Raw genomic sequence first — 22,538 nt, forward strand, 5'->3', positions numbered from 1 at the left:
AGGAGAGGACTGCGCAGATGACAGACAAGCGAGAGCGGCACGTATTGGTCGTACTGCCCCATCCCGACGACGAGGCGTTCGGTGTGGCGGGCACGGTGGCCGGACATGCGCGGCGCGGCACGCCGGTCACGTATGCCTGCCTGACACTCGGCCAGATGGGCCGCAACATGGGCATCCCGCCCTTCGCGAGCCGCGTGACGCTGCCGGACATTCGGCGCCGCGAGCTGGAGGCGTCATGCCGTGCGCTCGGTATTGCAGATCTGCGGATGCCGGGCTTCCATGACAAGATGCTGGAATTCGAAGATCCGGCGCTGCTGGACGGGGCGATCGGAGGCTTGCTGCGCGAGCTGCAGCCTTCGCTCGTGCTGACCTTCTACCCGGGACATGCCGTGCATCCGGACCACGACGCATGCGGGGCCGCCGTCGTGCGGGCGGTCGCGGCGCTACCGGAGCGGGAGCGCCCGGTCGTGCACGCCGTCGCGATCGCCCGCGACCACGAGCGGGATATCGGTCCTCCGGACGTGATCGTGGATGTACGGGATACGCTGGGCCCTAAGCTGGCGGCGATCCGCGCACACCGCTCGCAGTTCCAGGCGGCCGAGCTGATGGGCACGGGGAGTTACACGGAGGAGGAATTGCAGGCGCGCTTCGGCACGGAGCGCTACTGGACGTACCGCTTCGGGCCGTGAGTGGGTCAAGCGGTGCGACAAGAGCCAGGCGGCGTCACTGGCCAAGCGCTGAGCAAGCCGAGCCGCGCAGCAAAAGCCGAGCCGTGCAGCAAGAGCATACAGTACCGCAAGCCAAGCGCTTCTGGGGAAAAGGCGCACATTCGACTACTATCATACTGAGGTGTACTCATGACAGACCATCCGCGCAAGCAGCATCGGCGCCATGACAATCAAGCGCAGCAGCGGCAACGGCCGGAGTCTAAGGCGCGACCATCGACCCAGCCGCAGGCCCGGCAATCCGGCGCAGTCTCATCGCGGCAGGGCAGACCAGACGGAGGCGCACCCCGGCAGGCTCGACCCAACGCTAGCATGTCGAGGCAGGGCCGCCCGGCAGGCGAGCGTGCCAAGACGACGCCCCACAGCCGTCCCGAAGCCAGGGATATCCGGGCGCAGGGCGGAGGCCGCGATAGGGACAATGGCGCTAACGGCAAGGACAGGGCCGGCCACCGTGCGCCCGGCCGCCGCTCGGATGGCGGCCGGACGTCTGATCGCGAGTCTGGCCCCCGCTCGGCCAGCCCTCGTGCAGCCGGTGATCTGTCCGATCAGCGTGGATCAGGCCATCGCGCGGCCAGCCGGCGTCCGGCCAGCGGGCCGTCTGCGCGCGGCGGTGCGCCGAACGCGCATGCCAGCGCCGAGGAGGTACGGCCGGGCGAACGCATCGTCGTCACGATCAAGCGGCTCGGCATCAACGGCGAGGGCGTCGGCTATTATCGGCGCAAGGCAGTCTTCGTCGGCGGGGCGCTGACGGGCGAGGTCGTGCGGGCGAGCGTCAGCGAGGTACGGCCGACTTATATCAAGGCCGAGCTGGACGAGATCGAGAAGCGCTCGTCGCAGCGCGCGGAGCCGCCGTGCCCGGTGTACGGGACATGCGGCGGCTGCCAACTGCAGCACCTGTCCTACGAAGGGCAACTGGAGGCGAAGACCGAGCTGGTGCGCGAAGCGCTGCGCCGCTATACCGGGCTGGATGAGCTGCCGGTGCGGCCGACGCTCGGCATGGCGCAGCCGTGGGACTATCGCAACAAAGCGCAACTGCAGCTCGAGCGGCAGGGCGGTACGCTGCTCGCGGGTCTGTACGAGACCGGCAGCCATGCCGTGGTCGACATTGGCGATTGCCCGATCCAGCATCCGCAGGTCAATGCGGCGGCGGCGCGGATCAAGGACGTACTGCAGCAGCTGCGCATACCGGTTCAAGGGGAGCGCGGCGCACGAACCGGCCAGGACGTCGTCAAGACGGTCGTCGTGCGCCACGGCCTGCGCTCGGACGAGCTGCAAGTGACGCTGGTCGCCTCCGGAGAGCGGCTGCCGCAGCGCGAGGCGCTCGTGCGGCGGCTGCGCGAGGCGCTGCCACAGGCTGTCGGCATCGCGCTCAACGTGCAGCCGCGGTCGACGCCGCTCGTGTTCGGCGAGCGCACGGTGACGCTGTGGGGGGCGGAGACGATGCGCGAGTCGCTGGGCGAGCTGTCGTTCACGCTGTCGCCGCGCGCCTTCTTTCAGCTCAATCCGCAGCAGACCGTGCGACTCTATGAAGAGGTGCGCGCCGCGGCGGGGCTGATCGGCCATGAGCTCGTCGTCGACGCATACAGCGGCACCGGCACGATCGCGCTGTGGCTGGCTCCGCATGCGAGAGAGGTGCGCGGCATCGAGACGATCCCCGAGGCCGTGCGCGATGCGCAGGCCGCGGCGGCGGGCAATGGGCTGACCAGTGCCAGCTTCCACGTCGGGGCCGCCGAGGAGCTGCTGCCGCGCTGGACGCGCGAAGGCGTGCGGCCGGACGTCATCGTCGCCGATCCGCCGCGCACCGGCCTGGACGCGCGTTTCCTGGAGGCGGTGCTGCAGACGCGGCCGCGCCGCTTCGTCTACGTCTCGTGCAACCCGTCCACGCTAGCCAAGGACTGCAAGGAGCTGCTGGACGGCGGCTACCGCATCGCCTCGGTGCAGCCGGTCGATATGTTCCCCCAGACGAGCCATGTGGAGGTAGTAATAGGAATGCAACGCAAAGATACCTAGAAATCCTTTGTTTCAGGCACTTTGCGCCGTTTACGACTTTTACGAAGGAAGGCCACGATTTCAAAAATAAGGTTCTGAAGGAAACAATTGAGGTTTTGGTCGTGCTGGATCTTGGTTGTGAGGTTCCGCTAAAGAAGGTGTGACGATCCATCAACTAAAATACTGGCTTAAAAAGTACCGCACCACGCAACCGAAACCCCGAACAAAACGGCGAACGAAACCCGTATCCGCATTCGTCCCGGTTGCCGTACTGGCTGACTCGGACGGTTAAAAGCCGATTGCCCTGAAACTCAGCGCAGTCGGCTTTTTTACGTTTAAGGGAGGAAATGAGATCGTCCTAGCAAATCAAAAGGGCGGTGTAGGCAAACCGACAACGGCTGTGAATTTGGGAATTGGTTTGGTAAAGGAAGGTAAACGGGTACTTCTAGTGGATGCGGATGAGCAAGGGAATTTGACAGATTTGAGGAACTGCTTTTTGTTGACAAAACAAATCTGACGTTATAGTATACCCATAGGGGTATAAGTAAAAGGAGGTTTTCACAATGGCGGAGATTAAGGCCAATCAGACGTTGGATTGCAAGGGACTCGCTTGCCCGATGCCGATCGTACGGACGAAGAAGGCGATGGAGCAACTGGAGGGCGGACACGTCATCGAGGTCCAGGCCACGGATCGCGGCTCGCTCGCGGATATGCAGGGCTGGGCCCGCAATACCGGCCATCAGTATCTGGGAACGATTGAAGCAGGCGGCGTGCTACGGCACTATATACGGAAGGCTAGCCCGAAGGAGATGAAGGACGAGGCGAAGCATCCGCAGACGGCGAGCGCTGCGACCCTGCAAAAGCGGTTGGCGGCAGGCGAAGCGCCGCAGGTGCTCGACGTTCGGGAGCCGGCGGAATATGCATTCGCACGCATACCCGGGGCGGTATCGATTCCACTGGGAGAGCTGGAGGAGCGCCGTGCAGAGCTGGACACCGATCGTACCCTTTATGTCATCTGCCGCTCCGGCACACGCAGCGATCTGGCCTGCCAATGGCTGGCGGCGCAAGGTTTTCGGGAGGTCCTGAATGTGACCGAGGGCATGATGGGGTGGGACGGACCGACGGAATCGCAATAACCGGAATAATAGCACGCATACGAAACGCAGACGAAAGGGGAATTCAAACGTGGAAAACGGAACGAGCCCGCCTCGCATGACAGCCGGGGAGCTGGCGCGCATGGTGCTGGCCAACGAGAAGCTGTTAATCCTCGATGTCCGCAATGAAGACGCGTTTGCGGAGTGGAAAGTGGAGGGCGAAGGCGTCGAATCGATCAACATTCCGTATTTCAACCTGCTGGACGGCGTCGAGGAAGCGCTGGGCCGCATCCCGGATGATCGGAAGCTGCTCGTCGTCTGCGCCAAGGAAGGCTCCTCGCAATTCGTAGCCGAGCAGCTCGTGCAGGCGGGACGGATGGATGTGCATTACCTGGAGGGCGGCATGAAGGCATGGAGCGAGCATCTGGAGCCGGTGAAGATCGGCGATCTGGGGGGTGGCGGAGCGCTGTATCAGTTCATCCGTCTCGGCAAGGGCTGCTTGTCGTACATGGTCATCTCGGGCGGCGAGGCCGCCGTGGTCGACGCGCTGCGGCTGACGGACGTATACGCGAACTTTGCCCAGGCGCATGGCGCGCGGATCAAGCACACGCTCGATACGCATCTGCACGCCGATCATATATCCGGCGGGCGCAAGCTTGCGGAGCAGAGCGGTGCGCAGTATTGGCTGCCGCCCAAGGATGCGGATGAGGTGACCTTTGACTATGAGCGTCTGGAGGACGGGCAATGGATCACAGTCGGCAGCACGACGATCCGGATTCAGCCGATCTACTCGCCGGGCCATACGATCGGGAGCACCTCGCTGCTCGTGGGCGGGCGCTATCTGCTGACGGGGGATATCCTGTTTATCGCCTCGATCGGCCGCCCCGACCTGGCCGGCAAGGCCGAGGATTGGGTGTCCGATCTGCGCGAGACGCTCTACAAGCGCTACCAGGCGCTCCCGCAGGAGCTGATTGTGCTGCCGGCCCACTTCGGCAGCACGACGGAGCTTGGCGAGGGAGGCAGGGTCATGGCGACGCTGTCGGAGCTCTATCGCAGCAATCCGGGTCTCAACATCGGCGAGGAAGCGGCATTTCGCCGCACAGTGGCCCATGACTTGCCGCCGCAGCCGAATGCGTATCAAGCGATCAGACAGACGAATATGGGCCGCATGACGCCCGATGAGGAACAGCAGCGCGAGATGGAGATCGGCCCCAATCGCTGCGCTGTCCACGATAAATGAAGGAGGCTTCCCAATATGGCGGACAAGTCAACAATTGTGTTGTTCAGCGGTGAGCTGGACAAAGCGATCGCAGCGTTTATTATAGCCAACGGCGCGGCAGCCTATGACCATGAGGTGACGATCTTTTTCACCTTTTGGGGACTCAATACGCTGCGCAAGGACGAGCTGGTCAAAACGAATAAGGGGCTGCTCGAAAAGGCCTTCGGCTGGATGATGCCGCGCGGGGCCGACAGGCTGGGCTTGTCCAAAATGAACTTCGGCGGACTCGGCCCGAAAATGATCAAGCATGTCATGAAAAAACACAATGCCCTGACGCTGCCGCAGCTGATCGAGCTGGCGCGGGAGCAAGGGGTCAGGCTCGTCGCCTGCACGATGACGATGGATCTGCTCGGGCTGCAGGAGGAAGAACTGGTTGACGGCCTGGAATATGCCGGCGTGGCGGCCTATCTGGGGGATGCCTCGAACGGCAAGGTCAACCTGTTTATTTAACTGCCCAGGTGGCGAGGAGTGTCGAACATGGACTATAATTATACGGATGCGATGAAGACGCGACTGCGCCGTGTCGAGGGACAGATCCGTGGTGTGCTGCGGCTCATGGAGGAAGGCAAGCCCTGCAAGGAGGTCGTAGCGCAGCTCTCGGCCGTGCGCAACGCCTCCGACAAAGCGATCGCCCACATTGTAGCGGAAAATCTGCAGCATTGTCTGACGGCCGAGCAGGCTGAAGGCCGCAAGGACGCTGCAGCCATGGTGCAGGAAGCGGTGCGGCTGCTGGTGAAGAGTCGCTGATAACCCGGGTATGAGGCTGGAGAGGACCAAGGAGGTTCAATTGGACAAGTCAAAAGCAATTTTAGTGCTGCTGGCGGCAAATTTGCTGGCAGTCGTGTACGTCGGCTATTCGCTCCACGGTGCTGTCCGAAATGGCCATGCCGAGCAGGATGCGGAAATCCGAAACCTGCAGCAGCAAGTCCAGCAGCTCGAGTCCGCTATTCTCAACGGAGTGCGTCAGGAGCTGACGGCCAGGGACGAGAAGGTGGAAGCACTCGATTACACCTGGAGCGCGGTCGATATCGCGCAGAAGTCGGCGCAGATCGGACTGGAGGTCGAGCTCCAGGAGGTGTCCGCCTCGGCGGAGATCGTGCTCACGCTCGCGCACGAGGAGATGACGGCGCCCATGGAAGCCGTGCTCGAGCCGCTGGGAGGGATGCGCTACGGAGCCGAGCTGGAGCTGTCTGTAGCGCACAATTACGAGCTGCGCGTCTGGGAGCGGAATGCGGATGGTCAGCGACAGATGAATGCCGCCTCGCTGCAACTGCCGCTCTACGACGAGCTGTACGCTCGTCGCGTGCAAGAGGCGAGCACGGGGACGAGCATCTCGGGCGAACGGCTCACAGCGGACGTGGCCTTTCAGCTCCAAGAGCCGGCGATACCGGGCACCGAGCTGGAGAAGGTGCTGCTGCGCATCACCAGAGACGGAGCGGTCTACGACGAAGTCGATCTAACAGCGCAGGCCACCTCGCAATCGGCGCGGAGCGCGGGGCTTGAGCAACAGTACAATTTGGCTCTTGCGGCGGGGGAGATCGATCCGTCTGTGACGCTGGAGCAATTCATAAGCGATCGGGAGGCCGCTTCCGATACGGACACACCCGCGTATGACGGACGCGCGCGATATACGGTCAGCTATACGCTCGACTATGCCAAGGATGCCCCCGAGCTGGGGCTGGATGCCGAGTCGGCGACCGAGCTCGGCTTCGAGTGGGTGCTGACGTTTGCGGACGGCTACGTCTGGCCTGAGGATTGACAGGCGCTTAGCGGGCATTTCAGCTGTATCCGAGGTCTTTGCAGCGCTCACAGCTTGCGCAGCTCGCTGAGTATCTCCAGCGGGTCCGGACGGGACATGAAGTCCGGGTTGACGTAGCGGCTGCGGACGATGCCGGTTTCGTCGATCATGAAGGTCGCCGGGACCGGCAGGATCCAGCGGGTCGTCGCGTTGTACTCGGCCAGGCTCATGCCGAATTGCTGCGACATGATCGACTGAATATAGTCCGGCACCTCGTACAGCAGATTGTACTTGGCCGCGACCAGGCCATGCGTATCGCTGAGCACCCGGAAGCGGAGCCCCTCCTTCTCTTGCTGGGACAAGGTGTTGTCCGGGCTCTGCGGACTGACCGCGATCAGCTTGGCGCCGAGCGCTTCGATTTCGGGCAGCGCTTTTTGATACGCGCGCAATTGCGTGCTGCAGAATGGGCACCAGCCGCCACGATAGAAGGTCAGCACGACCGGGCCTTGCGCCAGCTGCTCATTAAGATTGACCGGTGCGCCGAGCGCATCGTGCAGGGTAAAGTCCTTCGCCTTGGCGCCTTCTTCCAGTCCGAATGATACGCCGGACTGCTCCTGCTCGCGGATCGAGCGGAATAGCTCGCGATGGACGTCGGCCGGGGTATTGGCCAGGAACGCCTGCTTCGTTTGATGCAGGGCGGATTGCAAGGACATATGTATCTTCCTCTCTACTTTTGGATTAAACACTCCATTTTTATGGTACAAGCATACCTGTGAAATTTTGGAGTGTCAACTCCATTTTGGCCGCATGTCGGCAACGGCGAGCGCACACATCATGCGGACCCGTATCGGCAGTGGTAAGCGGCACAAAAAAACGCACAGCCGGATCAAGCGAGCTGTGCGCGGATATGCGCCAAAATCACATCGAGCCCGGCGGCGAGCGCTTCCGTGTCTCTGCGCACCTGCGTCAGCAGCAGGCCGCCCTGCAGCGCGGCCAGCAGCGCCAGCGCCAGCCGGTCGGGATTGGCGCCGGGCCGCAGCTCGCCGCGGGCCGCCATGGCCCGCAGTCCGGCGGCGATCGCGTGCTCCCAGCGGCCGAATGCCTCGGCCAGCTCGGCGCGAACCGCGGCATCGGTCTCCGAGAGCTCGCTGGCGAGGGAGCCGATCGGGCAGCCGCCCTGGCATTGCCGCTCGAGCTGGAGCTGTACGATCGCATCGCGCCACGCTTGCAGGCCCTCCAGTGTGTCCAGACGGCCGAAGAGCGGCTCCTGCGCGCCCAGCACTTGCTCGGTCTGGTAGGCCACGACAGCAGCGATGAGCGCCCGCTTCTCGCTGAAGTAGTGGTAGAGCTGCGAGGCGCTTACGCTCGCCTTGCGCTGGACGTCTTCCACGGATGTGCCGGCCACCCCATTGCCGAACATCAGCTCGGCCGCTGCGGCGACGATGCGCGCGCGCGTCTCTTTTCCCTTTTTCGTGAGCCGATTCGGCCCGTTGTTCGCTCCGTTGCTCGCTATGTTTTTCATATCGACAGTATAGCAAAAAAAGAAGGGTTCCATCCATCCGCAACCGGGTTTTTCTGCGCTCAGGCACGCGACCGGGCTGCGATGCAACCTGCTTCTTGCGGTGCGGACGGTTTACAAGCCCATCATCTGATGCTATATTGATCTCATATTATGAAATTATTGTTTTACATAGTGAAACCTTGATGCAAGGTAGCCGGACATTATTCAAAAAAAGAGGTGAGGCAGCATGACGGGTCCATTGGTAAACCGCCCCGACATTCGGCTGGCGATGCTGGGCATGGTGGAGGGCAACGGGCATCCGTATTCGTGGAGCGCGATCTTCAACGGCTACGAGCCGGAGGCGATGGCGCGCTGCCCGTATCCGGGCATCGTGCAATACCTGGCCAAAGAGCCCGCGGACGCATTCGGCATCCCGGGCGCGCGAGTGACGCATATCTGGACGGACGAGCCGGAGGACGCGATCCGCGTGTCCCGGGCGGCGCGGATCCCGCACGTCGTGCAGGCGCCCGAGGACGTCATCGGCCACGTCGATGCGGTGCTGATCGCGACCGATATCGGGAGCGAGCATGTCGCGCGCTGCCGCCCGTTCGTGGAGGCGGGGGTCCCGGTCTTCGTGGACAAGCCGCTCGCCGACAACGCGGCTGATCTGCGCCAGTTCGAGTCATGGCTGGCAGACGGCCGCCCGATCCTGTCGAGCAGCTGCATGCGGTACGCCAAGGAATTCCTGCCGTATCGCCTGTCGACGAGCAGCCTGGGCGCGCTCCGCTTCGCCACGATGACGATGGCGAAGTCGTGGAAGCGCTACGGCATTCACGCATTGGAGGGGCTGTACCCGATCCTCGGCAGCGGCTTCCGCACGGTGCGCAATACCGGCGCTCCCGGACGCGACATCGTCCATCTCACGCACGACGGCGGCGCGGATATCGTGATTGCGACGGTGACGGACATGGCAGGCGCCTTTGGCCATCTGCAGCTATGCGGCACGGACGCCGCCGTGCATGTGCCGTTCCAGGATACCTTCTACGCCTTCAAGGCGCAGCTCGCGGCATTCGTGGACTATCTGCGCACCGGCCGGCGGCCGTTCCCGCACGATGAGACGCGCGAGCTGGTGACGATGGTGATTGCGGGGCTGCAGAGCCGCGAGCAGGACGGACGCGTGGTCCGCCTGGATGAGTTACAAGTGACAAGCCGATGACTAGCCGAAAGGATGATGAGCGAGGATGAGCTATGCAATGCGCAAGAGTCGGGTGCTGGAGTTGCTGCGCAGAGGCGAGACTGTCGTCTGTACGAAATTGAATCTGGCCGATTCGCGAGCTGCGGAAATCGCGGCCCTCAGCGGCTTCGACTGTGTGTGGACTGACATGGAGCATGTCGCCAACGACTGGTCGGCGATCGAGCGCACGATACTGGCGGCGAAGGTGCACCAGACCGATACGATCGTGCGCGTGGCGCGCGGCGGCTACAGCGATTATGTGAGGCCGCTCGAGCTGGACGCCGCCGGCATCATGGTGCCGCATGTCATGAGCGCGGCCGATGCGGCCGAGGTGGTGCGGCACACCAAGTTCCATCCGCTCGGGCTGCGGCCCGTGGACGGCGGCAATGCGGACGGCGCCTACTGCATGGTAGGGCTAGACGACTATATGCGTCAGGCCAATGAAGAGCGCTTCACGATCATACAGATCGAGGATGTGGAGCCGCTGGAAGAGCTGGAAGCGATCGTATCGATGCCGGGCATCGACATCGTCTTTTTCGGCCCGGGCGACTTCAGCCAGTCGATCGGCTGTCCCGGCCAGATGGATCATCCGCTCCTGCTGGAGACGCGCCGCCGGATCGGCGAGCTGGCGGCGCGTCATGGCAAGTTCGCGGGCACGGTCGGCAGTGTGGACAACTTCGCGACGCTGGTCGGGGAGGGGTACCGCTTCATCAGCGTCGGCGCGGATGTGGTCGGGCTGGGGCAATATTATCAGGGCCTGATGCAGGGCCTGCGGCATGTCGCGTCTCCGGCCGACGCGGTCGGCGGTACCGGAGCGGTCAGCGAGCCGGGCGAGACGGCCAGGCCGGCACACCCTGGCGGCAACGGGGCGCCGGGGTCCACCGGCGGCGGCTTGTATAGCGGCCGCAGCGGCGAGGCAGAGGCATAAGCGATGTTGCGGCCCCGCCTTCTTCGATGCGCGCTAGAAGGCGCCGGTCACATGTTCCACGTGTGACCGGCGCCTTTTAGGAGCGATTCGCTTTCTGGCGCGTCACGGCCTGGTCTTTGCTACAGGCCGAGCCGATCCCAGATGCGGACCATCGTGGCGATGCTTTGCTCGCGCGTGTAGGTGCCTTTGGGGTCGAAGCGATTGGCGCTTACGCCGCCCATGATTGCTTTGGCGCTGACCGAGGCGACATGCGCGGCTGCCCAGTCGGCGATTTGGCCGCGATCTGCGTAATCGAGCGCTGCGGAGCTTGCCGGCTCATCCAGCGCTTCGAGCAGCAAGTCGAGGATTTTGGCCGCTTGCTCCCGCGTCAGCCGGCCGTCCGGCTGGAAGCGGCCGTCGCCGGTCCCGTTCACGATACCGAGCGCAGCCATCTTGCGGACGTCCGGATCGGACGTATCCGAGAACGGCGCCGCGGGCACGATCGCGCCTTGGACCCGCTCGTATAGCGTGACCGCCAGTCTGCTGAATTCCGCTCGTGTAATGGCGCGGGTATACTCCCCGTCCAGTCCGCTCGGCAGCAGCTCGAGCGCGGCAGCGCGTTCCACCTCGGCCCGCGCCCATGGCGAGGGCCGCTCATCCTTGGGGGCATCGCTCTCCCCTGGCCTGTCCGGTGCGTCTTCGGCACTGAAGAACGTCGTCGTGTAGCGCAGCGTGGCGGGCCGCCCGTCGGCGGTGGCCAGCCCGTTCACCGTGACCGTATACGCGCCCTCGTAGCGCGCGACGCCGTGCGGACGGAAGACGATTGCATTGCGCACCCCGTACCCGTCGGTATCGATATGGAAGTAGTCCGAGGCAAAGGACGTATCCGCCTGCGAGAATGTCCAGCGCTCGGCCTCGCCGCTCAGCGTGACCGTGACGGCGCTCGCGTCCGGCGCGGCGTACAGCGCGGGATTGAGCGTGATGCTCCATGGATAGTCGCCGTCAAAGATCTCGCTCGGAAAGGCCGCCCCGGCGGGATAGGCGATCGCCTCATAGGCCGGCTCCGCGGCAGAGGTGTCAAAGGCGTACATCGCGAACAGGTTGTCCGTCTGGCCGAGCCCGGTCGCGCCCATACTAGGATTGAGAGCCCAGCGCCGATGCCCCAGTCGGTCGATATTACGCGCATCCTCGTCGGCCATCCATCCGCGGAGGATCGCTTCGTACAGATTGGGATAGCCGTAGGCAATATTGCCCTGGCTCGTCCCCTTGTACGCCGCGTCGTAAAAATCCTCCGACATGCCCTCGGGTCTGGCCGGCGTATGACCGTAACCGGAGGCTGCCATCAGCACGGTGCCCTGCTGGGCGTAGGCCACATATTCGTCCAGCAGCCCGACCTCCGGCAGCCCTGCCAGGCTGCGCGCGAAGTTCAGCGCCGCCAGACCATTCTGCAAATACGCGGCGTCCAGCTTGCCCGCGGCATAGGGCGCGTCTGTGCTCGGCGCAGCGGCGTAGCCGGCCTGCGCCGAGCGGTCCAGTTCGCGGAAGCGGGCGGCGATCTCCGCCTTGCGCGCAGCGACATCGCTGCCGGCCGCGTCGGCCAGCACCTGGATCGAGGCTGCGTCGCCCTTCGCGTCAGCCAGCCTCTGGAGTGGGAGCGCGTCGCCTCCTGCGTCGGCCAGCACCTGGATCGAGGCTGCGTCACCCTTCGCGCTGGCCACGACCGTCGTCGCAGGCGCCGTGCCGATCAAGACAGCGGCGAGCAGCGCTGCCGCGGTTGTTTTGTACTGCTTCATTATATCCATCTCCCCCAATGTCTGTGGATTGCAAAGGCTCGCAATCCGGATTAATTAGCAAAATATGCTATTCGTCTCCATTATACGACAAATTTCGCGATGCAGGAGAGGAAAAATTTGCGCACGCGGGTGGAGCGTCCCCATCCGAAAATGATATGATGGAAACGGGGGATGCAGACATGTCCGATAAATCGAATGAAAAAGACGCATCCGTTTCCGGCGCTGATCAGCAGAAGGAAGCGAATCGCGAAAAAACGACGGCTTTGCTCAAAGCCGTTTATCAAAACGGAATAACGGCGCTTCGGCAATTTTTCCCCGAAGTCGCAGGGAAGGTGCTGAACCAGGAACGGTTCGGCCCAGTGTTTGTATTCCAGGTGAAGGACGAGGAGCAGCGGGTGTGCGCCTGCGGGTTTTTCCTGCAGGAGCTGGTCGCGCACTTCCAGTCGGGCAAGGATCCGGCACAGTGGATGGCGTCGTTTTACTTTGACCTGATGGATCAGGGAGAGGCCAGGCCGCTTCCCAAGCCGCCTGCCGGCGAAGAGGAGACGAAGGCGCTGATCGATAAGACGATCGTGCCGCATTGTATCGCTGCAGTACGCGAGGAGTTCGCGCCCGAGCAGGTGCGCGCGGGTCTGGGCATCGTGCCCAAGCAAGGGCCGGTGTTCGAGGCAGGCTTTCCGGGCATCAAGGATGGCAACAATGTCTGCGCGGTGCCGCTGCACGTCATGATGACGCATCACTTGCTGAACCGCGATCCTGCGGAGCTCGTCATCCAGGGGCTGCACAGCATCCGCGAGCAGCAAGCCGCCAAAAATGTCAAAATGGACTCGCCTAAAGGCTGAGGAAGGCCGCACAGGTGCAGGCCGCGAAAAATCAGGGCGCAATCAGGGCGCCCTGATTTTTTGCGCTGCGCTTTTTCCATCATGCATCGGCGATAGGAGATAGCAGGCGCGCAGGACTGCCTCCGTTCACGGGCGGCAGCTCTAACGGCCACCAGCAACGCTTAGCGCATCATATGGACGAATGCGCGATTCTAACGGCCACCAGCGCCGCTTAGCGGTCATTTGGTGTCACGAAGGGGCCGGTTTCACCCGCTAAGCGTCGCGCATGACCGTTACACGGTGAAGGGAGCCAAAAAATGGCGCTAAGCGGCTCCCATGTCCATTAGAATTCTTTACTGGTTCGTGTGAGCTTCGTATGAGCGCAGATTCCGCAGACCAGACAAGATTGGTCTGTGCAAATTGCGCCGCCTATCGCTGCGAATGCGATTATCTTGATTGAGCTTGACGTCGGCTCTGGAGTTTTTGTCGGGTACGATGCGAATGGCCGGGAGACTCAAGTCGTGGTAACGATTGATGAGCCCGCTATAGACGTCGATCAGGGTCACCTTGTCGGTCAGGGCGGTCGTATCGCCGCAGGCGGCGCAGTGATTCGATATGCCGGCTCACCCCTTGCTCGGCGAGCTTCCGATTGAGCAGCACGACCGTCGTATGTCCCCACAGCAGCTTGCGATCCGACCTGGCGCGAATCATCCGTGCCGCCTCGAAGAGCGTGTCGCCTTCGCCCGAGAGAAAAAAATGCTGATTCTGCATGCCTTTGGGCTGCTGGCTGGGGCTATATTCCGGTGAATGCGATCATTTTCCTGCCGCTGCTGGTCTGGCTGATCGCCGCCGACAAGCTCGGATCGCCTCCGGAAAACTAGGGCGCCGGGCCCGCTTCCGCATGCAGGAAAGGGTGGAGCCGGACGGCCCGAACGTGCTACGATGGGAGTAAGGGAGAGTGCATAGCCATGAAAACAATAGCGGTATTTTGCGGCTCGCGCGAGGGCGCTTCGCCGGTTTACAAGGAGGGCGCGCAGGCGCTGGGCCGCGCGCTGGCGGCGCGCGGCATCGGTCTCGTCTACGGCGGCTCGTGCGTCGGCTTGATGGGGGCGGTGGCGGATGCGCTGCTGGAGCAGGGCGGCGAGGTAATCGGCGTATTGCCGGGGTTCTTGCAGAGCAAGGAGATCGCGCACCGGGGATTGACCGAGTTGATCGTCGTCGACTCGATGCATGAGCGCAAGGCCAAGATGGCGGAGCTGGCGGACGGTTTTATCGCCATGCCGGGCGGGCCCGGGACGATGGAGGAATACTTCGAAATATTCACCTGGGCCCAGCTCGGCTTGCACCGCAAGCCATGCGGCCTATTGAACATCAACGGATATTATGACGGTCTGGTTGCAATGTTCGGGCATATGGCCGGCGAGGGCTTCATGCAGGAGCAGCATCGCGCGATGCTGCTGGCCGACACGACGCCCGAGGGCTTGCTTCACCAATTTGCGCATTACGATGCGCCGGCTGTCCGAACGTATCTGACGCCCGACCGTACGTGACAGCGGAGCGAAATCGACGCCGGAGCAGACTCGACGCCAGAGTGGAGCAGACGCTGGAGTGGAGCAGATGCGCGAGCTTTCCATAACCGCAGCAATAGAGTTAGAAAGTAACGCTATTGAGTGGGAGAACCCTCGACGCAGGGCATAGAAGTACGCCGCTCCCGAGCGGCGCAACTGTGCTATACTGGTTCCAAAAATAAAAGGGAGCCACTATGAATCGAATGACCATCGGGCTGTTTGCGCATGTCGATGCGGGCAAGACGACCTTTGCCGAGCAGCTCCTCTATCATACCCGAAGCATCCGCGAGCGGGGCCGGGTCGACCACAAGGACGCGCATCTCGACAGTCACGAGATCGAGCGCGCCCGCGGGATCACCGTCTTCGCCGATCAGGCGGCGATGACCTATCGCGATACGATCTACGATCTGATCGACACGCCGGGGCACGTCGACTTCTCGCCGGAGATGGAGCGGGCGGTGCGTGTGATGGACTGTGCGATCGTGATCGTCAGCGCCGTGGAGGGCGTGCAGGGACACACGGAGACGGTGTGGCAGCTGCTGCGCAAGCACGAGGTGCCGACCCTGCTGTTCATCAACAAAATCGACCGCGTCGGCGCCGAGGCGGAGGCCGTGCTGGAGGAGATCCGCACGCAGCTATCGGACGGCGTGGTGCGCATCGACGGGCAACTCGGCATACCCGCTGCCGAGCAGGACGCCGGCGTTCCGCAGTTCGGAGAAGCGCTGCTGGAGCAGCTCGCCGAGCGGGACGAGACGCTGCTGGAGGCCTACCTTGAGGGCGAGCGCAGCTCCGTCTATTGGCTGCAGGCGCTGCGCGAGCGCGTGGCGGACGGCCGCCTGTTCCCGTGCGCGAGCGGCTCCGCGCTGCAGGATATCGGGGTGACGGCCTTCCTGGCGCAGCTCCACCTGCTGGCGGCGCGCCGCTACGATGCGCAGTCCCCCTTCGGCGCACGGGTCTACAAGATCCGTCACGATGCGGCCGGCACGCGGCTGACGTATCTCAAGCTGCTGAGCGGCACGCTCAAGGTGCGCGACGAGCTGGTCTATCCGCGCATGACAGAGACGTCGGGTCCATCCCATATGTCTGGTCCATCCGAGATGTCCGGCGATGACGGCGCAGCAGCGCTCATGCGGGAAAAAGCGACGCGCCTGCTGCGCGCGCACGGCACCCGGCTGCAGCCGGTGGAGCAGGCGGTCGCGGGCGAGCTGGTCGCTGTCGTCGGCCTCTCGGCCGCTCCGGCCGGGCTCGGGCTCGGCAGCTGTGCGGACCGCCCGGATTACGAGCTGACACCGGCTCTGACCTCGCGCGTCGCCTACGATTCGGCGCTGCCGGCCAAGGACGTGCTGGCGGCGTTTCGCCTCCTGGAGGCGGAGGACCCGTCGCTGAATGTCGTGTGGGAGGAGTCGCTGCAGGAGCTGCACATCCATGTGATGGGGACGATCCAGCTGGAGGTGCTGCAGCCGCTCGTGCGGGAGCGCTTCGGCTACGAAGTGACGTTCGAGGAGCCGGCGATCCTCTACAAGGAGACGATCGGGGGAGCGGTGATCGGCTACGGCCACTTCGAGCCGCTGCGTCACTATGCCGAGGTCCACTTGCGGCTGGAGCCGGGCGCGCGCGGCAGCGGTCTGACCTTCCGCAGCGACTGCCACGTGCACGAGCTGAGCGCAGCGCATCAGCGGCTCGTGGAGGCGCATCTGCGGGAGCGCGACCACCACGGCCTGCTGACGGGCATGCCGCTGACCGACGTGCGGGTGACGCTGCTGCGCGGTGCCGCGCATCACGAGCACACGCACGGCGGCGACTTCCGCGAGGCGACGTTCCGCGCGCTGCGCCAGGGACTGGAGCAAGCGGACAACGTGCTGCTGGAGCCGGTCTACGCCTTCAAGCTGCGTGTCGAGCTGGACCATCTGGGCAAGGTGCTCTCCGACATCCAGCGTGCGGCGGGGTGCTTCGAGCCACCGGAGACGAGCGCGGGGCATGCCATCGTCCGGGGGACGGCCCCGGTGGCGACCTTCATGGACTACGGCGCCGAGCTGGCGGCGCACACCGGCGGCAAGGGCGCCCTGCAGCTTCGCCTCGCCGGCTATGCGCCCTGCCACAACGCCGAGGCGGTCATCGCGCGCCGGAGCTACCGCAAGGAGGCCGATCCGCTCTACACCTCCTCCTCGATCTTCTGCGCCAAGGGGAGCGGCTACTCGGTGCCGTGGGACGAGGCAGAACGCTATATGCATCTGCGATAGGCAATCATGCTGAGCCCGCGCGATCATGGTTCGCGCGGGCCAATCCGCCCGGAAGGGGGGCGACGAATCGCAGACTGTCGTAGCAGCACCCGTCAGATTGCTGACCGCCGCAGCAGCACGTAGCAGCACGGAGCGGCAGGCAGCAGCACGTAGCAGCGCGGAGCGGCACGCAGGCGAGCGATTACGACCGTTCGTTGCCGGGCGAAGGCGGGGCGGCGGCTTCGCGCCGATAGGCGGCCGGCGAGACGCCGAGCACGGACTTGAAGTCCTTGATGAAATGGGCCTGGTCGTAATAGCCGAGCTGCAGCGCCAGCTCCGCCCAATGCCCGGCCTCGCCGCGCTCGAGCTGCAGCGCTGCCTCCTGCAGGCGAAAGCGCTTGATCACCCACTTCGGCGTCACGCCGACCGTCCTGCGGAATAGCCGCTGCAGCTGACGAATCGAGAGCCCGTAGCGCGCGGATAGCTGCTCCACGCCCAGCATATGCGGGTCGCGCATCGTCTCTTGGACGATCCGCTCTGCGAGCTCGGCACGGGAATCGCGCTGCGGCAGCTTCGCGCCGAGCAGGCGCTCGGCCGTCTCGGCCCGCGCCGCATCGCCGTCCGCATCCAGCACCGCGTCTGCCCATGCAGCGGCCTCCGTGCCGAACACGACGCTTGCCGGCGCCGTCGCTCCGGTCAGCCGGGCGACGTCCTGTCGCCAGAAGGGATAGAAGCCGCCCGCGCGGAACTTGACGCCCAGCACGTGACCGGCGCCGCGCAGCTCGCGCACGAACGGCCGCTGCGGGACGCCGTAGACGAGCCCGCGTCGGCCGTGCTCGTCCTGCTCGAAGGCGAGGTGCACATTCGGATAGGACAGCACCGTCTGCGTATACGGCGTATCGGGCGGCACGTCATAGCCCAGCGCCCAGTAGTGCTCGACGAATGGCTCCAGTCCCGGCCCTGGCTCGAAGCGAGCGAGCGAGAACTTGTCGCGCCCGGCGTCCGCGTGGACGATGCCGCGCGTTGAATTGCTCTGCTTTTCCTTCATTGGCCGATAGTCCCTCCTGCTCGCTTGATTTTGCGCGCCGTCGCCTTTTTACAAGACGCAGCCGGACAGCATGTCTATAATCGAAGCGTAGCAGATGCGCAGCCGGTGCGCAATTGGGGGGCGGCCGCGCAGGCTAAGCACGATCAAGACGAACGGAGGAGATGACGATGAATCATTTCAATCAATCGGCCGGCGCGACGGGCCAATACACGACCAACGGCAAGCCGCATGGCGCGACCGCGCTGACGCCGTTCCTGGCGGTTGGCGACCCGGCTGCCGCCATTGCCTTCTATGAGCGGGTCTTCGGCGCCAGGGCCAAGGGAGTGACCGAATTTGAAGTAAATGGCGCCAGCATGATCGTGCACGCGGATCTCGATTTTGGCGACGGCTTCCTGCAGCTGGGGGCGGCCAATCCCGCCTACAAGCTCGTTTTGCCGCCCGGCGACGGACAAGCCTGCTATTCCCTGAGCATCTACGTGCCCGATGTGGACCGGACGCTGGCGCTTGCGGTTGAGGCCGGCGCCACGGTGCGCGAGCCGGCGGCGAATTTCGTGAGCGGGGATCGTTACGCCAGCATCCTCGACCCGGTCGGCGTGCGCTGGTCGATCATGACGCGCGTGGAAGATCTCTCCGACGAGGAGAGCGCCCGCCGTGTCGAGGAATGGAGCCGGTCGCAGCAGCAATCTTAGACTGCAGGCGCATGACGCGTTCGACTGCTCGCCGTCATGCAGCGCATCCGGAGTGTGTTTGGAGAGCGCGTCCGGGGCACGCCTGAGGCACGTCTGGAGACTTAGCGTCCTGTGTGGAGACTTAGTAGCGGTCTGCTCAAGACGCAGCGCTTTTTTATAAAAACCTGTCGGAGGCCACCGGGCGCTCTGGCAGGTTTTTTTCGTTTGACAAAGCGCCTCACCGTTTGTTGTCACGATTTGTTCACAGAATCGCTGCCGGATGACTCCAATAGGTCATTATATTCCGCGCTTGTCTTTCTTTACAATGAAACGGTCCGAACCAAAAAGCTCCAAAAACACAATTATGGGAGGGGAGATTGATGCGCGAGCAGCAATCCGGCTCCAGGAAGAAACGTACCCCCGAAGAGATCCAATTTTTCAAACGGCGTTCGCATCGGCGCATGCTCGATATGCAGCATCATGTGCTGGTCTGCAACGGCGGCTGCTGCCAGCGTCGCGAATCAGAACCAGTGATTCGGGCGCTGCGCGAGGAGGTCGCCGCACAAGATCTGGAGGAGCAGGTCCGCGTCACCGCCAGCGCCCAATGCATCGGCCGCTGTTCGGATGCTTGCGCGCTGGTGGTCTATCCGGAAGCGACCTGGTATCGCGGCATGACGGCAGCGCGCGTGCCGCGCTTGACCCGGGAGCACTTGCGGCATGGCCGCTCAATCGACGAGTGGACGAGCTACGCGATGGTGGACGGTCGGTTGCAGCGTTCGGAAGCGTACGTCGTCGATTTTGAAGAATGAAATGGTGATGGGAGAGGAAAACGTGAACATCAAGACGAGGCAATCGATATGGGGACTGACGCTCGCGCTCGGACTGCTGCTGCTTATTGCGGCAGGCTGCGGCAGCGGCACAGAGCAGGCGAGCGGCAATCAGCAAGCGAACGGGACGCAGCAGGGGCAGGGCAGCGGCGCAGGCTCGGAGCCAGGCGGACAGGTCGGAACGGACTCCGGTGACAGTGCGGCGGGAGAGGCGGGCTCGGGCAGTGGCGAAGCGGCGGCCCCGCCGTCTGACATCACGGTGACGGATTCGGACGAGAAGGCACATACCTTCGCGAAGACGCCGGAACAGGTGGTTATTCTTGGCAGCTACCCGGCCAGTATGTTCCAGGCGCTCGGACTATCCGACCTCGTGGTGGCCGTCGACGACTTCACGAAGGATTCAACCGCATGGCCGCCGTTCGTGACGAGCCTGCCCAGCGTCGGCAGCAGCAAGACGCCGGACATGGAGCAGATCCTGACGCTGGGGGCCGATGCGGTGCTGGCGAGCTACATCGATCCGGATGTTGCGACGAAGCTGGAGGAAGCAGGCGTGCCGGTGCTGAGCATCTATGGGTACAAGACCGAGCTGATTCCGGTCGAGCTGCGCACGCTGGGCCGCTTGTTCGGCGCGGAGGAACGGGCGGAGGCGTATGCGGCGTCTATCGAGTCGCACTGGGCGCTGATTGAATCACGGGCGGCCGATCTCGAGGAGACGGACAAGCCGACCGTCTACTGGGAATCGAGCTCTGGCGCGTATCGTACATTCTCCGGCGGGACCGGGGCCGACCCGCTGATCCGGATGGCTGGCGGCATCAACATCGCCGGCGAGGAGCCGGTATCCAATCCGCAGGTCAGCGCCGAGTGGCTGGTCGAAAAAAATCCCGACGTCATCATCAAATATGCCAGCTCCACGGATCTTGGCTTCCATGGCGGCAACGAAGCGAACCTGAAGGACATTCGCGAGGAGATCGTCTCGCGCCCGGGCTTTGACCAGATCAATGCCGTCCAGAACGGTCGCGTCTACCTGATCTCCAACAAAATTACGAGCGATCCGCTCGGACCGGTGGGGCTGACGTACCTGGCGAAGTGGCTGCATCCGGAGCGATACGACGATCTCGACCCGACGGCGCTGTTCCAGGATATCCTGGAGACCTATTACGGGGAACCGTACAAGGGCGAATGGGTGTACGAATGACGAAGCATGGCGGCGGCGTGCAGGATGCCGCTGCGATCGGCGAACTGCACCGCAAGCATGCCGGGCGCAAGCTGCTCGTGCTGCTCGTGCTGGCGGCGCTGACGGTGCTGGCGGTCTTGGGCGCGGCGACGCTCGGCTCGGCCTCGCTCGGAATCGGCGACGTCGTGCACGTTATCCTCGTGAAGCTGGGGCTGGCCGGCGGCAGCGTCGATGCCTTGGGCAACGCAATTGTATGGGAGCTGCGACTGCCGCGCATCCTGCTGGCGCTGGTGACCGGCCTGGCGCTGGCCGGCTCGGGCACAGTGATGCAAGGCGTGCTGCGCAATCCGCTCGTGTCGCCGTTCACGCTGGGGCTATCGAGCGCGGCGGCGTTCGGCGCCTCGGTGGCGATCATTGCAGGCGCGAGCCTGCCGGGCAATCTGCGCTACTGGATTATCGGCAGCGCCTTTTTCTTCGGGATGGCTACGGTGTTGTTCATCTACTTCGTCGCCTCGCTCAAGGGCAGCGGCAAGGCGACCTACCTGCTGAGCGGAGTGGCGATCAGCTACGTCTTCTCCGCTGGCGTATCGGTGATGAAGTATGTCTCCGACCACGAGGCGCTGCGTGAGATTGTCGTCTGGCTGATGGGTGGGCTGTGGGGCGCGAGCTGGCATGTGGTAGCCATCCTGCTGCCGCTGGTGGTCGGTATTCTGCTCGTGCTCCTGGCCAATGCCTGGAATCTCAACGTCATGGCCGGCGGCGAGGAAGTGGCCGCCAGCATGGGCGTGCACGTGAAGCGGCTGCGGCTGCTCGTCCTCGTGCTGGCGACGCTGGCGGCGTCTGCGACGATTGCGTTTACCGGCATCATCGGCTTCATCGGCCTCATGGCGCCGCATATCTGCCGCATGTTGGTCGGCGGCGACAATCGCTACCTGATCCCGTGCTCGGCCTTGATGGGGGCGGTGCTGCTGATCGTTTCCGACACAATCGGCCGCACCGTCATTGCGCCTACCGAGATCCCCGTCGGCATCATTACTTCGTTTATCGGCGTGCCGTTTTTTATGTACTTGCTGATCCGGCAGCGCCGGCAGTGGTGGGGGTGAGGGACGGATGAAGATCGTGGCAGACAAGGTGCGCTTCGCCTACGGACAGACCCAGGTGCTGCGCGAAGTCTCGGTGGAGGTGCGCGAGGGCGAGGTGCTCGGCATCATCGGCCCCAACGGCTCGGGCAAAAGCACGCTGTTGCGCTGCATGGGCGGCATCTATGTCCCTGCCGGCGGCGAGGTGCGCATCGACGGCGCGCGGTTGCCGTCCATGGCGCGGCGCGCACGCGCGAAGCAGATCGGCTACGTGCCGCAGACGTCAGGCGAAGAACAGCCCTTCACCGTGCTCGATCTGGTGCTCATGGGCAGGCGGCCGCATGTCAGCTGGGGGCTGGGCAGCCGGGACGTGGCGATTGCGGCCGCGGTCCTGGGCGAGCTCGGCATGACACACCTGGCCGGACGTTACCTGAACGAGCTGAGCGGCGGGCAACGGCAAAAGGCCCACATTGCCCGCGCGCTGGCGCAGGAGCCGGCCATCCTGCTGCTCGACGAGCCGACCTCGGCGCTCGACATCCGGCACCAGCTGGAGGTGCTGGAATTCGTGCGGCGGGCGGCGCGGCGAGACGGGCGCACGATCGTCCTGGTGATGCACGAGCTCTCGATCGCCGCGCGCTACTCCGACCGCCTGGCGCTGCTCAGCGACGGCCGGCTGCACGCGGCCGGTACGCCCGAGGAAGTGCTGACCGAGCAGGCGCTGCAAGAGGTATATGGCGTGGAAGCGCAGGTGAGGCCGGGCGAATACGGGCTCGAGGTCGTGCCGATCCGGCCGCTGCACGAGCCGGAGGCGGCAGTCGGCGGAGCCGCGCGTTGAGCCGATGCCAGGAAGAAGACTTGCGCTGCGCTTGCCGAC

Annotated in this window: 21 protein-coding genes and 2 pseudogenes; 18 read left to right on the forward strand and 5 right to left on the reverse strand. The window is 64.0% G+C overall.

Going from position 1 to position 22,538, the window contains the following annotated elements:
- Positions 1–17 precede the first annotated feature (17 nt).
- The 8 genes and pseudogenes from bshB2 to IDH44_RS15835 all read left to right on the forward strand — a co-directional run bounded on the left by bshB2 (position 18) and on the right by IDH44_RS15835 (position 6,846).
- Positions 18–689 carry a bacillithiol biosynthesis deacetylase BshB2 gene (gene bshB2, locus IDH44_RS15800; protein ID WP_190919267.1) on the forward strand — a complete coding sequence of 224 codons (672 nt, stop codon included), beginning with the start codon at positions 18–20 and terminating at the stop codon, positions 687–689.
- A gap of 168 nt (positions 690–857) precedes the next feature.
- Positions 858–2,735, forward strand: a complete 1,878-nt coding sequence (gene rlmD, locus IDH44_RS15805) for a 23S rRNA (uracil(1939)-C(5))-methyltransferase RlmD (RefSeq protein WP_397326790.1) — start codon at positions 858–860, stop codon at positions 2,733–2,735.
- Between the two features lie 283 nt (positions 2,736–3,018).
- Positions 3,019–3,192, forward strand: a pseudogene (locus IDH44_RS15810) (ParA family protein); the annotation flags it as partial.
- Positions 3,193–3,277: 85 nt separating this feature from the next.
- Positions 3,278–3,850, forward strand: coding sequence for a sulfurtransferase TusA family protein (locus IDH44_RS15815; RefSeq protein ID WP_190919269.1), 573 nt, complete (start codon positions 3,278–3,280; stop codon positions 3,848–3,850).
- A 76-nt stretch (positions 3,851–3,926) separates the two neighbouring features.
- Complete coding sequence (locus IDH44_RS15820) at positions 3,927–5,048, forward strand: MBL fold metallo-hydrolase (protein ID WP_190919318.1); 1,122 nt, start codon at positions 3,927–3,929, stop codon at positions 5,046–5,048.
- 15 nt (positions 5,049–5,063) lie between these two features.
- Positions 5,064–5,537, forward strand: a complete 474-nt coding sequence (locus tag IDH44_RS15825) for a DsrE/DsrF/DrsH-like family protein (protein WP_190919271.1) — start codon at positions 5,064–5,066, stop codon at positions 5,535–5,537.
- Between the two features lie 27 nt (positions 5,538–5,564).
- Positions 5,565–5,834: a metal-sensitive transcriptional regulator gene (locus tag IDH44_RS15830; RefSeq protein ID WP_190919273.1), complete on the forward strand. Its 270-nt coding sequence runs from the start codon at positions 5,565–5,567 to the stop codon at positions 5,832–5,834.
- A 40-nt stretch (positions 5,835–5,874) separates the two neighbouring features.
- On the forward strand, positions 5,875–6,846 hold the full coding sequence (locus IDH44_RS15835; RefSeq protein WP_190919275.1) for a hypothetical protein: 972 nt from the start codon (positions 5,875–5,877) through the stop codon (positions 6,844–6,846).
- A 47-nt stretch (positions 6,847–6,893) separates the two neighbouring features.
- Here IDH44_RS15835 and IDH44_RS15840 read toward each other — a convergent pair whose 3' ends face one another.
- Together IDH44_RS15840 and IDH44_RS15845 are read right to left on the reverse strand one after the other, a co-directional pair.
- Positions 6,894–7,538: a peroxiredoxin-like family protein gene (locus IDH44_RS15840; RefSeq protein ID WP_190919277.1), complete on the reverse strand. Its 645-nt coding sequence runs from the start codon at positions 7,536–7,538 to the stop codon at positions 6,894–6,896.
- A gap of 173 nt (positions 7,539–7,711) precedes the next feature.
- Positions 7,712–8,347 (reverse strand): TetR/AcrR family transcriptional regulator, encoded by a 636-nt coding sequence (locus tag IDH44_RS15845; protein WP_223869718.1) that lies wholly within the window; start codon positions 8,345–8,347, stop codon positions 7,712–7,714.
- Between the two features lie 226 nt (positions 8,348–8,573).
- Here IDH44_RS15845 and IDH44_RS15850 point away from each other — a divergent pair, with 226 nt between their 5' ends.
- Both IDH44_RS15850 and IDH44_RS15855 read left to right on the forward strand, forming a co-directional pair.
- The gene (locus IDH44_RS15850) at positions 8,574–9,542 is read left to right on the forward strand and encodes a Gfo/Idh/MocA family oxidoreductase (protein ID WP_190919280.1); all 969 of its coding nucleotides are present in this window, start codon (positions 8,574–8,576) and stop codon (positions 9,540–9,542) included.
- Positions 9,543–9,567: 25 nt separating this feature from the next.
- Positions 9,568–10,488, forward strand: coding sequence for an HpcH/HpaI aldolase family protein (locus IDH44_RS15855; protein WP_223869719.1), 921 nt, complete (start codon positions 9,568–9,570; stop codon positions 10,486–10,488).
- Between the two features lie 119 nt (positions 10,489–10,607).
- Here IDH44_RS15855 and IDH44_RS15860 read toward each other — a convergent pair whose 3' ends face one another.
- On the reverse strand, positions 10,608–12,260 hold the full coding sequence (locus tag IDH44_RS15860) for a CAP and S-layer homology domain-containing protein (RefSeq protein ID WP_190919282.1): 1,653 nt from the start codon (positions 12,258–12,260) through the stop codon (positions 10,608–10,610).
- 179 nt (positions 12,261–12,439) lie between these two features.
- Between IDH44_RS15860 and IDH44_RS15865 the strand changes: the two genes are divergently transcribed.
- Positions 12,440–13,102: a hypothetical protein gene (locus IDH44_RS15865; protein WP_190919284.1), complete on the forward strand. Its 663-nt coding sequence runs from the start codon at positions 12,440–12,442 to the stop codon at positions 13,100–13,102.
- 522 nt (positions 13,103–13,624) lie between these two features.
- On the opposite strand, the pseudogene IDH44_RS15870 reads toward IDH44_RS15865, so the two are convergent.
- Positions 13,625–13,867, reverse strand: a pseudogene (locus IDH44_RS15870) (Ger(x)C family spore germination protein); the annotation flags it as partial.
- A 182-nt stretch (positions 13,868–14,049) separates the two neighbouring features.
- Between IDH44_RS15870 and IDH44_RS15875 the strand changes: the two are divergent.
- Positions 14,050–14,631, forward strand: coding sequence for an LOG family protein (locus tag IDH44_RS15875; RefSeq protein ID WP_190919288.1), 582 nt, complete (start codon positions 14,050–14,052; stop codon positions 14,629–14,631).
- A 212-nt stretch (positions 14,632–14,843) separates the two neighbouring features.
- A complete protein-coding gene (locus tag IDH44_RS15880; RefSeq protein ID WP_190919290.1) occupies positions 14,844–16,889 on the forward strand; it encodes a GTP-binding protein in 2,046 nt (681 codons plus the stop codon).
- Positions 16,890–17,070: 181 nt separating this feature from the next.
- On the opposite strand, the gene IDH44_RS15885 is transcribed toward IDH44_RS15880, so the two are convergent.
- Entirely contained in the window at positions 17,071–17,916 is an 846-nt protein-coding gene (locus IDH44_RS15885; RefSeq protein WP_190919292.1) for a helix-turn-helix domain-containing protein, read from the reverse strand.
- Positions 17,917–18,083: 167 nt separating this feature from the next.
- Here IDH44_RS15885 and IDH44_RS15890 point away from each other — a divergent pair, with 167 nt between their 5' ends.
- The 5 genes from IDH44_RS15890 to IDH44_RS15910 all read left to right on the forward strand — a co-directional run bounded on the left by IDH44_RS15890 (position 18,084) and on the right by IDH44_RS15910 (position 22,499).
- Entirely contained in the window at positions 18,084–18,605 is a 522-nt protein-coding gene (locus tag IDH44_RS15890; protein ID WP_190919294.1) for a VOC family protein, read from the forward strand.
- A gap of 359 nt (positions 18,606–18,964) precedes the next feature.
- Complete coding sequence (locus IDH44_RS15895; RefSeq protein ID WP_190919296.1) at positions 18,965–19,393, forward strand: (2Fe-2S) ferredoxin domain-containing protein; 429 nt, start codon at positions 18,965–18,967, stop codon at positions 19,391–19,393.
- A gap of 22 nt (positions 19,394–19,415) precedes the next feature.
- Entirely contained in the window at positions 19,416–20,606 is a 1,191-nt protein-coding gene (locus tag IDH44_RS15900) for an ABC transporter substrate-binding protein (protein WP_190919298.1), read from the forward strand.
- Positions 20,603–21,688, forward strand: a complete 1,086-nt coding sequence (locus IDH44_RS15905) for a FecCD family ABC transporter permease (protein ID WP_223869721.1) — start codon at positions 20,603–20,605, stop codon at positions 21,686–21,688. Before IDH44_RS15900 ends, IDH44_RS15905 begins: the two co-directional genes overlap by 4 nt.
- 7 nt (positions 21,689–21,695) lie before the next feature.
- A complete protein-coding gene (locus IDH44_RS15910) occupies positions 21,696–22,499 on the forward strand; it encodes an ABC transporter ATP-binding protein (protein ID WP_190919302.1) in 804 nt (267 codons plus the stop codon).
- The last annotated feature ends 39 nt before the right edge of the window (positions 22,500–22,538 follow it).

This window comes from Paenibacillus sabuli (assembly GCF_014705605.1).
Classification (GTDB): Bacteria; Bacillota; Bacilli; order Paenibacillales; family Paenibacillaceae; genus Paenibacillus_D; species Paenibacillus_D sabuli.

Bases quoted from the DNA above. Each gene is read 5' to 3' on its own strand.
- bshB2 (WP_190919267.1), top strand. From the start codon at position 18: ATGACAGACAAGCGAGAGCGGCACGTATTGGTCGTACTGCCCCATCCC.
- rlmD (WP_397326790.1), top strand. From the start codon at position 858: ATGACAGACCATCCGCGCAAGCAGCATCGGCGCCATGACAATCAAGCG.
- IDH44_RS15815 (WP_190919269.1), top strand. From the start codon at position 3,278: ATGGCGGAGATTAAGGCCAATCAGACGTTGGATTGCAAGGGACTCGCT.
- IDH44_RS15820 (WP_190919318.1), top strand. From the start codon at position 3,927: ATGACAGCCGGGGAGCTGGCGCGCATGGTGCTGGCCAACGAGAAGCTG.
- IDH44_RS15825 (WP_190919271.1), top strand. From the start codon at position 5,064: ATGGCGGACAAGTCAACAATTGTGTTGTTCAGCGGTGAGCTGGACAAA.
- IDH44_RS15830 (WP_190919273.1), top strand. From the start codon at position 5,565: ATGGACTATAATTATACGGATGCGATGAAGACGCGACTGCGCCGTGTC.
- IDH44_RS15840 (WP_190919277.1), bottom strand. From the start codon at position 7,538: ATGTCCTTGCAATCCGCCCTGCATCAAACGAAGCAGGCGTTCCTGGCC.
- IDH44_RS15845 (WP_223869718.1), bottom strand. From the start codon at position 8,347: ATGAAAAACATAGCGAGCAACGGAGCGAACAACGGGCCGAATCGGCTC.
- IDH44_RS15850 (WP_190919280.1), top strand. From the start codon at position 8,574: ATGACGGGTCCATTGGTAAACCGCCCCGACATTCGGCTGGCGATGCTG.
- IDH44_RS15855 (WP_223869719.1), top strand. From the start codon at position 9,568: ATGAGCTATGCAATGCGCAAGAGTCGGGTGCTGGAGTTGCTGCGCAGA.
- IDH44_RS15860 (WP_190919282.1), bottom strand. From the start codon at position 12,260: ATGAAGCAGTACAAAACAACCGCGGCAGCGCTGCTCGCCGCTGTCTTG.
- IDH44_RS15865 (WP_190919284.1), top strand. From the start codon at position 12,440: ATGTCCGATAAATCGAATGAAAAAGACGCATCCGTTTCCGGCGCTGAT.
- IDH44_RS15875 (WP_190919288.1), top strand. From the start codon at position 14,050: ATGAAAACAATAGCGGTATTTTGCGGCTCGCGCGAGGGCGCTTCGCCG.
- IDH44_RS15880 (WP_190919290.1), top strand. From the start codon at position 14,844: ATGAATCGAATGACCATCGGGCTGTTTGCGCATGTCGATGCGGGCAAG.
- IDH44_RS15885 (WP_190919292.1), bottom strand. From the start codon at position 17,916: ATGAAGGAAAAGCAGAGCAATTCAACGCGCGGCATCGTCCACGCGGAC.
- IDH44_RS15890 (WP_190919294.1), top strand. From the start codon at position 18,084: ATGAATCATTTCAATCAATCGGCCGGCGCGACGGGCCAATACACGACC.
- IDH44_RS15895 (WP_190919296.1), top strand. From the start codon at position 18,965: ATGCGCGAGCAGCAATCCGGCTCCAGGAAGAAACGTACCCCCGAAGAG.
- IDH44_RS15905 (WP_223869721.1), top strand. From the start codon at position 20,603: ATGACGAAGCATGGCGGCGGCGTGCAGGATGCCGCTGCGATCGGCGAA.
- IDH44_RS15910 (WP_190919302.1), top strand. From the start codon at position 21,696: ATGAAGATCGTGGCAGACAAGGTGCGCTTCGCCTACGGACAGACCCAG.